Source organism: Bradyrhizobium genosp. A (assembly GCF_049949275.1).
Lineage (GTDB): Bacteria > Pseudomonadota > Alphaproteobacteria > Rhizobiales > Xanthobacteraceae > Bradyrhizobium.
Map to the genome: position 1 here is coordinate 882823 of NZ_CP188196.1, position 9465 is coordinate 892287.

A 9465-nucleotide genomic window follows, 5' to 3' on the forward strand; every position below is an offset into this window, starting at 1 on the left:
GTTTTGCATCGGTCGCGACCATGACCTGAAGATGTTTCGGCACCGTGAATCGCGCGGCCGCAAATTCCGGCATCCGACTTCGACTGCGCCTTGGACTAAAGGCAAGTCACCGTTTGTTGACAGCACTCGGGCGTTCAGGCTGAATTGGCGCCGGGACAAATGGCAGCTAACGCGGCGAAACGGCAGCGTAGCGGCTGGACACAAGATGCGGCAAGGCGGTCGTCAAGAACCGCAGGTTGCATCGGGAGGACGCGGCGATGCTGGATTTCGTTCAGCAGCTGGTCAGCGGTGTTGCGCTCGGCTGTGTCTACGGCCTGATCGCGCTCGGTTTCGTGCTCGTCTACAAGGCCACCGAGGTCGTCAATTTCGCCCAGGGCGATCTGATGATGCTGGGCGGCTTCTTCGCCTTCACCTTCATCGGCATGATGGGCCTGAACTACTGGATCGGGTTTGCCGGTGCGGTGGCGGCGATGGCGCTGTTCGGCATGCTGGCGGAGCGGATCGTGGTGCGGCCGATCCTCGGCTATCCGCAATTCTCCATCATCATGGCCACCATCGGGCTGGGCTACTTCCTGCGCTCGGTCGCCGGCATGATCTGGGGCACCGACGATTTCAAGATCGAGACGCCGTTCAGCCAGGGCGTGCTGCGCATCGGCTCGCTGGTGCTCGCCCATGACAAGCTCTCGGTGATCGCGGCGACGGTCATTCTCTGCGCGCTGCTCTGGCTGTTCTTCAACAAGACCATGCTCGGCACCGCGATGCGCGCCAGTTCCGAGAACATGCTGGCGGCGTACTACATGGGCATTCCGGTCAAGCGCGTGGTTTCGATCGTCTGGGCGATCAGCGCGGCAGTCGCGACCTGCGCCGGCGTGCTGCTGGCGCCGATCACCTTCATCCACTCCAATGTCGGCCTCGTGCTCGGCCTGAAGGCGTTTCCAGCCGCGGTGCTCGGCGGCTTCGGCTCGATCCCCGGCGCCGTCGTTGGCGGCGTCTTGATTGGCGTGATCGAGAGCATGGCCGGGTTTTATCTGGCGGAAGGCTGGAAGGACGTCGCGCCCTACATCGTGCTGCTGGCCGTGCTGCTGCTGAAGCCCGAAGGCCTGTTCGGCCTTCACGCCCGCAAGAAGGTCTGAACGCATGCGCTTCCTGTTCAAGACCGACTATGAGGACGATATCAGGCTCTTCCCGCATTCCGGGTATGTGGTCTCCTATGGCCTCTTGCTCGCCGTGCTGCTGATCGCGCCTTACGTCCTCTCCAGCTATCTGATGAGCCAGCTGGTCTTTGTGTGTATCTACGCGACGGTGGGCGTGGCGCTGATGATCCTGACCGGCTTCACCGGGCAGGCCTCACTCGGGCACGCCGCATTCCTCGCGATCGGCGCCTACACGGCCGCTTATCTGCAGAAGTATAATGTGCCGTTTCCGGTCTATTTCCTTGCCGCAGGCGTCCTGACCGGCTGCGTCGGCGCGCTGGTCGGCTTTCCAGCGCTGCGGCTCCAGGGCATCTATCTCGTCATCGCCACGATCTCTTTTGCCTTCATCGTCGAGGAGATTCTGGCGCGCTGGGAGAGTGTCACCAATGGCAACGAAGGCCTGCGGGTCAAGGCGCTGTCGCTGCTCGGCGTGACAGTCTCGCGCGACAGTCCGACCTTCTATTTCCTCTGCCTTGCGGTGCTGGTGCTGACCATTGTCGGCACGCTCAATCTCCTGCGCTCGCCGACCGGCCGCGCCTTCGTCGCGATCCGGGACTCGGAGACGGCGGCGCGCAGCATGGGCGTCAACGTCGCGCTCTACAAGGTCAAGTCCTTCGCGATTTCTGCGGCGATCACCGGCTTTGCCGGTGTGCTGTTCGCGCACAAGCTCTCCTTCATCTCGCCGGAGATGTTCACGCTGCAGCTCTCGATCGAGTTCATCATCGTGATCCTGATCGGCGGCACCTTCAGCCTGCATGGCGCAGTGCTGGGCGCGATCTTCATCGTGATGATCGATCCGTTCCTGACCTATCTGAAGGACGACATGCCCGGCATCATCGCCGGTATCGCCGCGATGTTCGGCGCGGGCACGGCGACCGCGGCAAACATCCAGTCCAAGGTCGCTGCCTTTGCCTCGCTGAACGGGCTGAAGGGCGCGATCTACGGCATCATCATCATGCTGTTCGTGCTGTTCGAGCCGCTCGGCATCTACGGCCGTTGGCTCAAGATCAAGCTTTTTTTCCAGCTGTTCCCGCTCTACAAGCGCTCGACCTTCAAGCGGCAGAAGATCTACGTGAAGTCGGAGCGGAACCGATGAGCTATTTCCGCGCCGAAAACCTGTCGCTGCATTTCGGGGGCCTGAAGGCCGTCGATGCGGTGTCCTTTGCGGTCGAGAAGGGCGAGATCCTCTCCATCATCGGCCCGAACGGGGCAGGCAAGAGCTCGATCTTCAACCTGATCTCGCGGATCTACCGGCCGACCTCGGGCCGCATCTTCTTCGAGGACCAGGACATCACGGAACAGCCGCCTTACGATATCGCAAAGCTCGGCATCGCCCGCACCTTCCAGAACATCGAGCTGTTCGAGAATGCGACGGTGCTGTCGAACCTCCTGGTCGGGCGCCACCGGCATTCCACCACGCAGCTCTGGCAAGAATTGCTGTTCCTGCCGAGCGTGCGCGCCAACGAGAAGGTGCACCGCCGCCGGGTCGAGCAGGTCATCGAGTTCCTCGACCTCGAGCCCTATCGCGACAAGCTGATCTCGGGCCTGCCTTACGGCGTGCGCAAGGTGATCGAGCTCGCACGCGCGCTGTGCTCCGAGCCGAAGCTGATCCTGCTCGACGAGCCGTCCTCCGGCCTCAACGTCGAGGAGACCGACGACATGTCGTTCTGGATCCGCGACATGAAGAGCGAGCTCGGCGTCACCGTGCTGATGGTCGAGCACGACATGTCGCTGGTCAATCGCGTCTCGGACCGTGTCATCGCGCTGAACTACGGCCGCGTGCTCGCGATGGGCTCGCCGGCCGAGGTGCAGCAGCACCCCGATGTCGTCGCCGCGTATCTGGGAGCGTGATGCATGGATGCGACCCCGGCGCCCGACATCATCCTGAAGCTCTCCAACATCGAGAGCTATTACGGGCCGATCATGGCGATCCGCGGCATCTCGCTGGAGGTGCCGCGCGGCCGCATTGTCACGCTGCTGGGTGCCAACGGTGCCGGCAAGACCACGGTGCTGAAGACCATCTCGGGCATTCTCGATCCGCAAAAGGGCTCGATCGAGTTCATGGGCAAGCCGATCCAGCGCATGGAAGCCGATCGCATCGTGCGACTGGGCCTCAGCCACGTGCCCGAGGGGCGCGAGGTGTTCCCGTTCCTCTCGGTGCGCGAAAACCTGATGATGGGCGCCTATCCACGCAGCGACCGTGACGGCGTCGCGGACGATCTGGAGCGCGTCTATGGCTACTTCCCGCGATTGAAGGAGCGCATCAACCAGCCTGCGGGCCAGCTCTCCGGCGGCGAGCAGCAGATGCTCGCGATCGGCCGCGCGCTGATGAACCGCCCGACGCTGTTGTTGCTCGACGAGCCCTCGCTCGGCCTGTCGCCGATCCTGGTGAAGGAGATATTCACCATCATCCGGCGCGTCAACGAGGAGCAAGGTATGTCGATCCTGCTGGTCGAGCAGAACGCCCGCGTGGCGCTCGAGACCGCGCATTACGGCTATGTGCTCGAGATCGGCCGCGTCGTGATGAATGACAGCTGCGACCGCTTGATGCATTCCCAGGACATCCAGGAATTCTACCTTGGCGCCAAGGAAGCCGGCGCACGAGGCGAGCGGCGCTGGAAAAAGAAGAAGACTTGGCGATGAAGAGTTTGCGTTTAAGGCGGCAACGAGGAGACACGCATGCCCCGACCGGCGGTGCTGACGGTCGCTGATACGATCGCGAGAAGTTTCCTGCGCGCCGCAGAGGTGCGCGGCGACAGGCCCGCGATCCGCGAGAAGAAGTTCGGCATCTGGCAGCCGACGAGCTGGCGCGAATGGCTGGCAACCTCAAAGGAGATCGCCTACGCCCTCCATGCGATCGGTTTCGTGCCCGGCAACGTCGGCTCCATCATGGCCAACGCCGTGCCGGAGTGGGTCTATGCCGACATGGGCATCCTGTGTGCCGGCGGCGTCTCCTCCGGGATCTATCCGACCGACGCTGCTGCCCAGGTCGAATATCTCATCAATGATTCCGCGACGCGGGTGATCTTCGCCGAGGACGAGGAGCAGCTCGACAAGATCCTGGCTTGCCGCGCGCGATGTCCCAGCTTGCAAAGGATCATCGTGTTCGACATGGAGGGCCTCTCTGGCTTCTCCGACGACATGGTGATGTCGCTCGACGAGTTTCGCGCGCTCGGCCGCAACCACATGGTCGGCCGCGAAATGCTGTGGCAGGAGATGATCAATTGCCCCAGCGCCGGCGATCTGGCGGTTCTCGTCTATACCTCCGGAACCACAGGCCCGCCCAAGGGCGCCATGCACGCCAACCGCAGCGTCACGCACCAGATGCGGCACGCCAACGACTTCATCCCGGCGCTGGAGGACGAGGACCGGCTGATCTTCCTGCCGCTCTGCCACGTCGCCGAGCGCGTCGGCGGCTACTACATCTCGGTCGCGCTCGGCTCGGTGATGAATTTTGCCGAGAGTCCCGAGACCGTGCCGGACAATCTGCGCGAGGTGCAGCCGACCGTGTTCCTCGCGGTGCCGCGGATCTGGGAGAAATTCTATTCGGCCATCACCATCGCGCTGAAGGACGCGACGCCACTCCAGCAATGGGTCTATCGCCGCGCCATCGGGATTGGCTACCGCATGGTCGACTGCCGGATCGAGGGCAAGACACCGCCGCTGGCGCTACGCATTGCCAACCGCGTCGCTTACCAGCTCGCCTTCCGCAACATCCGACGCATGATCGGGCTCGACCGTTGCCGCATCGCTTTCACCGGCGCAGCGCCGATCGCGCCGGATCTGATCCGCTGGTACCTGGCGCTCGGCATCGACATCCACGAGGTCTACGGCCAGACCGAGAATTGCGGGGTCGCGACCATGATGCCGGCGTCGCGCATCAAGCTCGGCTCGGTCGGCACGGCGGTGCCCTGGGGCGAGGTCGCGCTGTCGCCCGACGGCGAGATCCTGATCAAAGGCGACTTCCTGTTCATGGGCTATCTGAACCAGCCCGAGAAGACGGCTGAGACCATCGACCATCGCGGCTGGTTGCATACCGGCGACGTCGGCACCATCGACAATGAGGGGTTCGTCCGCGTCACCGACCGGATGAAGGACATCATCATCACGTCCGGTGGCAAGAACATCACGCCGTCGGAGATCGAGAACCAGCTCAAATTCTCGCCCTACATTTCGGATGCCGTCGTGATCGGCGACAAGCGGCCTTATCTCACCTGCCTCGTGATGATCGACCAGGAGAATGTCGAGAAATTCGCCCAGGACCACGACATCCCCTTCACCAATTACGCAAGCCTGTGCCGGGCCAGCGAGGTCCAGAACCTGATCTGGCACGAGATCGAAGGCGTCAACGCGAACTTCGCGCGCGTCGAGACCGTCAAGAAATTCTACCTGATCGAACGCCAGCTCACCCCGGAGGACGAGGAGCTGACGCCGACCATGAAGCTGAAGCGTAACTTTGTGAACAAGCGCTACGCAGCGGAGATCGATGCGATGTATCGCCAACGCGCAGTCGCTTGAGCCGCGTCTGTGAGAACAGCGGAGGAGCCATGGCCACGCCCTTCGTGCAACATGGGCCTAAGGAGGAGACGTCAATGTCGAGATCGTTGAGAGCGTTCGGCCTTGCTGTGGGTGCGGTGGCGCTCACCTGTCAGCCGTCCCTAGCGCAAACCAAGGTCACCAATGAGGGCATCTCGGCGGGCGAGATCGTCATCGGCACCCATCAGGATTTGTCGGGCCCGATCAAGGTCTGGGGCGTGCCGGTCTCCAACGGCATGAAGATGGCGGTCGAGGAGATCAATGCGGCCGGCGGCATCCAGGGGCGCAAGATCAGGATGATCCTCGAGGACAATGGCTACGATCCGAAGAGGGCGGTGCTGGCCTCGCAGAAGATGGTCGAGCGCGACAAGATCTTCGCGATGATCGGACCAATGGGTTCGCCCACGGTGCTTGCCGCCCAGGATATCCTGTTCGACGCCGGCGTGCTCCAGCTGTTTCCGCTGACGGCCGCCGAGTTCACCTTCAAGTTCGACCCGGCCAAGCCGCAGGAGCGGCTGAAGTTCAACAATTTGCTGCCCTACGTCGAGAGCACCCGCGCCGCGCTGAAGTACATGATGGAGTGGAAGAATTTCCGGAAGCCCTGCATCATGCATCAGGACGACGAGTACGGAAAGAATGTGCTCGACGGCTTCAACCAGCAGCTTGCCGCGATGAAGATGCAGCCCGCCTCGGTCACGAGCTACAAACGCGGCGCATCCGATTTCAGCGCGCAAGTGGCCAAGATGAAGTCCGACGGCTGCGATCTCGTGGTGCTCGGCACCGTGATCCGCGAGACCATCGGCGCGATGACGGAGGCGAAGAAGCTCGGCTGGGACGTCACCTTCCTCGGCGCGACGCCGACCAACGTGCTGGAGGTGCCCACGCTGGGCAAGGAGGCGGTCGAAGGCCTCTATGCGGCCTCGGGCTTCGAGATCCCCTACGAGGACACTGCCAAGGGCAAGGTCCACGACTGGCTGGTCAACTACAAGAAGATGTTCAACACCGACGCCAACACGCAGGCGATCATCGGCTACAACGCGGTGATGACGTTTGCGTTCTACGCGGACAAGGCCGGCAAGAATCTGACCGGACAGAAGATGCTGGACTCGCTCGAGGCAGGCGAGAAATTCCTCGACATCTTCAACTCGCCGCCGACCAAATTCTCCAAGACCGATCACCTCGCCAACACCATCACCCAGGTGCAGCAGGTCAAGGGCGGCCGCTGGGTCCTGGTGAAGGACAATCTGATGTTTTGATCCTTGCCTCTCCCCGCGTGCGGGGAGAGGCCGGAATTTGCGGAAGCAAATTCCGGGTGAGGGGGAGTCTCCGCGAGTCCGACTCTCACCGTGATTGCGGAAGCAGCCCCTCACCCCGACCCTCTCCCCGTAAGAACGGGGAGAGGGAGAGGAGGCAGCCTACGATCCCCCGCCGGCGGTGCCCGAGTTCACCGGCGCCAGCGCGTCTTCGCGGCAGCGCCAGCCGTCGGCGGCTTTGACGAAGACGAAGGTCCGCTGGATCCTCAGGCGGCGCGTCACGTTGAAGGCTGCTGCGGAGCGCTCCTTGTTGCCGGCTCCCGGTTGCGGACGACCGGTGCTGGGGTCCCAGCAGGTGCCGGTGCAGGTGGAGGCGACTTTGCTGCAGGCGGCGAAGGGCGCCAGCACGACCATCTCGATCTCGCCGGTGACCTGTGCCTCCTGATCCGTCACCTGGCTGTCGAGCGCGTCGACGCGGTTGATGCGGAGGAAATTGCCGCACGAATTGGCGGCGTGGATGCGCGCGGCGCAGAAATCGACGGCATCGGTGTCGGGCTCGCTGGCCGCGACCTGCCGGCCGAACACCTTCTTCGGATCGCCCTTGGCAGCCGCGATCTCGTTGGTCTTCTGCTTCAGATAGTCGGCGAGGCAGTCTTCCGCGGAGCCAAGCTCCTGAGGCGGCACGTTCTCCTTGCCGACCAGATTGCACTTGCGATCGCGTTCTCGCGTCCAGCGGCCGTATTCGGCGAAGGCAAAGCGTGCCGCGGTCGGGTCCAGCTTGCCGATCAGGCCGAGCACCTGGCTGTTGAGCTCGGTCTCGGTCAGTGCCAGCGACGGGTCCGCACAGATCAGCGCGCCGGCCGCGGTGTTGGCCGCAAGACAGTCGAAATCCGGATCGCGCACGATCGTGGCACGCTCCTCGGTCACCTTGAGAAGGCACGTCTTCACCCGGTCGAAATCGTCGGCGCGGATCGCGGTCTGGCCGACGATGCCGCAGCCGAGATTGCGTTGGCGGATCCAGATCGCGTTCTCTTCGATGCCAGGCAGGCGATCCGGCAGGCGGGCGAGCCGTGCCTCGACGGCGGTGCTGAGCTTTTCGGCGGCGGCAGATAGCTCGGGATCACCGCAGAGCAATTGATTGCCGGGGTCGCGGATCTGCTCACAATTGTTCCTGGCGAACAGCGGCAGCCTGTCGGCAACGGAGCGGTCGGATGTGCCGGATTGCGCGAATCCAGGTGCCGCCGGTAATGCCAGCACCGCAAGCACAGTCAGCACGATCCATCGCATTCCAATTGCCCCCAGCATGGCCATCGCCATGCTAGCGTCCCGGACCGTGCGGCGAAATGGATTTGTGGCGGGTGGTTACACCCGGATCACCGCGCCTCGGCCTCGGCCGATACCATCGACACCCGCTGGCTCTCGCCCCGCACGGGTTCGTCGACATATCTCAGCACGGCGGATTGGTAGAGCACGTACAGCGGCTGGTAGTTGCGCGCGTCGTCATCCTCGACCATCGCCATGCGGCGGTTGTCCAGCATCAGCCAGTGGCCGTCGAGCTTTGCCGAGGCAACCGCATGGCCTTCGCCGTTGCGGGTGTCGCGCACCACCACGAGGCGGAGGTCCTCAGCGGCGACACCGGCAAGCCGCAACGCGGCCAGCTTGGCGATGGCGTAATCCTCGCAATCGCCGGCGCCGCGCTGGAAGGTCTCGAGCGGCGAGCTCCAGATGTCTTCGGCACCGTCATTTTCGGCGCGGATGGCGAGGTTGATGGCACGGTTGGTCTCAGCGAGCAGCGCACGGCCGTCGTGGCTGCGGGCCTGGTCGACGATGGCGAGCAGTTTCAGCGCCGCAGGCGAGGCGCAATTGTCGCGGTCGCCATCGCACAGCGCCAGCTGCACCATGTCGTCGTCGAGCCTCTCTTTCAGCGAGAACCATTTCTGCCGCAGGCCACCGGTGGAAATGGCGAAGGCGAACACGCCGAACGGCTCGGCCGATTTGCGCACGAGCACGCCGGCGCCCGGCGACAGCAACGTGCCGGCACGAAGGTCGGCGGCCGATCCGAACAAGATCAATCCGCACAGGACAAGGATAGCGCGCCAGGCGCGCGAGCGAGCAGCGGTCTCCATCTGACATCCCCTTATCCGGCTTCGCCAGGTCCCCTCGACCTTGACGTGCCGGGCTTGTTGCTTTCGCGGAGATAGTGGGAGGTGGGCCGTTTTGTTCTGCTTAACGCGCTCGGGCGGGACCCCAAAACCGCCGGGCAGGCTGAACCGGGCCTGTCCCAATTGCGTAAAATTTTACAATCCACCGGTTGGGAGAGGCCGCGCTGTTGCGAAATGGAGCCAACTGCGGGCAGAAATTGTGGGCGAGCCGATTCTGCGCCTATGGCTAATGACCCCGTTATTTCACGGGTTCTGTTAGTTGGATCACAGATTTAACTCCGTATTTGCCGCAGGATGCTGCGGGGGACCACGAAGAAGAGA

The 9465-nt window shown here is 63.3% G+C and carries 8 protein-coding genes; 6 read left to right on the forward strand and 2 right to left on the reverse strand.

The window, feature by feature from the left end:
* Positions 1-257: 257 nt before the first annotated feature.
* The 6 genes from ACP2YP_RS04065 (at position 258) to ACP2YP_RS04090 (ending at position 6985) form a co-directional block, all read left to right on the forward strand.
* Entirely contained in the window at positions 258-1133 is an 876-nt protein-coding gene (locus ACP2YP_RS04065) for a branched-chain amino acid ABC transporter permease (RefSeq protein WP_426422451.1), read from the forward strand.
* A 4-nt stretch (positions 1134-1137) separates the two neighbouring features.
* Complete coding sequence (locus ACP2YP_RS04070; RefSeq protein WP_426422452.1) at positions 1138-2289, forward strand: branched-chain amino acid ABC transporter permease; 1152 nt, start codon at positions 1138-1140, stop codon at positions 2287-2289.
* Complete coding sequence (locus ACP2YP_RS04075; RefSeq protein ID WP_197953824.1) at positions 2286-3044, forward strand: ABC transporter ATP-binding protein; 759 nt, start codon at positions 2286-2288, stop codon at positions 3042-3044. Before ACP2YP_RS04070 ends, ACP2YP_RS04075 begins: the two co-directional genes overlap by 4 nt.
* A gap of 3 nt (positions 3045-3047) precedes the next feature.
* Positions 3048-3836 (forward strand): ABC transporter ATP-binding protein, encoded by a 789-nt coding sequence (locus ACP2YP_RS04080; RefSeq protein ID WP_426422453.1) that lies wholly within the window; start codon positions 3048-3050, stop codon positions 3834-3836.
* Between the two features lie 36 nt (positions 3837-3872).
* Entirely contained in the window at positions 3873-5711 is a 1839-nt protein-coding gene (locus ACP2YP_RS04085) for an AMP-dependent synthetase/ligase (protein ID WP_426422455.1), read from the forward strand.
* Positions 5712-5785: 74 nt separating this feature from the next.
* Positions 5786-6985 (forward strand): ABC transporter substrate-binding protein, encoded by a 1200-nt coding sequence (locus tag ACP2YP_RS04090; protein ID WP_426422456.1) that lies wholly within the window; start codon positions 5786-5788, stop codon positions 6983-6985.
* Positions 6986-7144: 159 nt separating this feature from the next.
* Here ACP2YP_RS04090 and ACP2YP_RS04095 read toward each other — a convergent pair whose 3' ends face one another.
* The gene (locus ACP2YP_RS04095; protein WP_426426466.1) at positions 7145-8269 is read right to left on the reverse strand and encodes a lysozyme inhibitor LprI family protein; all 1125 of its coding nucleotides are present in this window, start codon (positions 8267-8269) and stop codon (positions 7145-7147) included.
* Between the two features lie 86 nt (positions 8270-8355).
* Entirely contained in the window at positions 8356-9108 is a 753-nt protein-coding gene (locus ACP2YP_RS04100; protein WP_426422457.1) for a transglutaminase-like cysteine peptidase, read from the reverse strand.
* Between the last annotated feature and the right edge of the window lie 357 nt (positions 9109-9465).

Bases quoted from the DNA above. Each gene is read 5' to 3' on its own strand.
- ACP2YP_RS04090 (WP_426422456.1), top strand. From the start codon at position 5,786: ATGTCGAGATCGTTGAGAGCGTTCGGCCTTGCTGTGGGTGCGGTGGCG.
- ACP2YP_RS04065 (WP_426422451.1), top strand. From the start codon at position 258: ATGCTGGATTTCGTTCAGCAGCTGGTCAGCGGTGTTGCGCTCGGCTGT.
- ACP2YP_RS04100 (WP_426422457.1), bottom strand. From the start codon at position 9,108: ATGGAGACCGCTGCTCGCTCGCGCGCCTGGCGCGCTATCCTTGTCCTG.
- ACP2YP_RS04095 (WP_426426466.1), bottom strand. From the start codon at position 8,269: ATGCGATGGATCGTGCTGACTGTGCTTGCGGTGCTGGCATTACCGGCG.
- ACP2YP_RS04080 (WP_426422453.1), top strand. From the start codon at position 3,048: ATGGATGCGACCCCGGCGCCCGACATCATCCTGAAGCTCTCCAACATC.
- ACP2YP_RS04085 (WP_426422455.1), top strand. From the start codon at position 3,873: ATGCCCCGACCGGCGGTGCTGACGGTCGCTGATACGATCGCGAGAAGT.
- ACP2YP_RS04075 (WP_197953824.1), top strand. From the start codon at position 2,286: ATGAGCTATTTCCGCGCCGAAAACCTGTCGCTGCATTTCGGGGGCCTG.
- ACP2YP_RS04070 (WP_426422452.1), top strand. From the start codon at position 1,138: ATGCGCTTCCTGTTCAAGACCGACTATGAGGACGATATCAGGCTCTTC.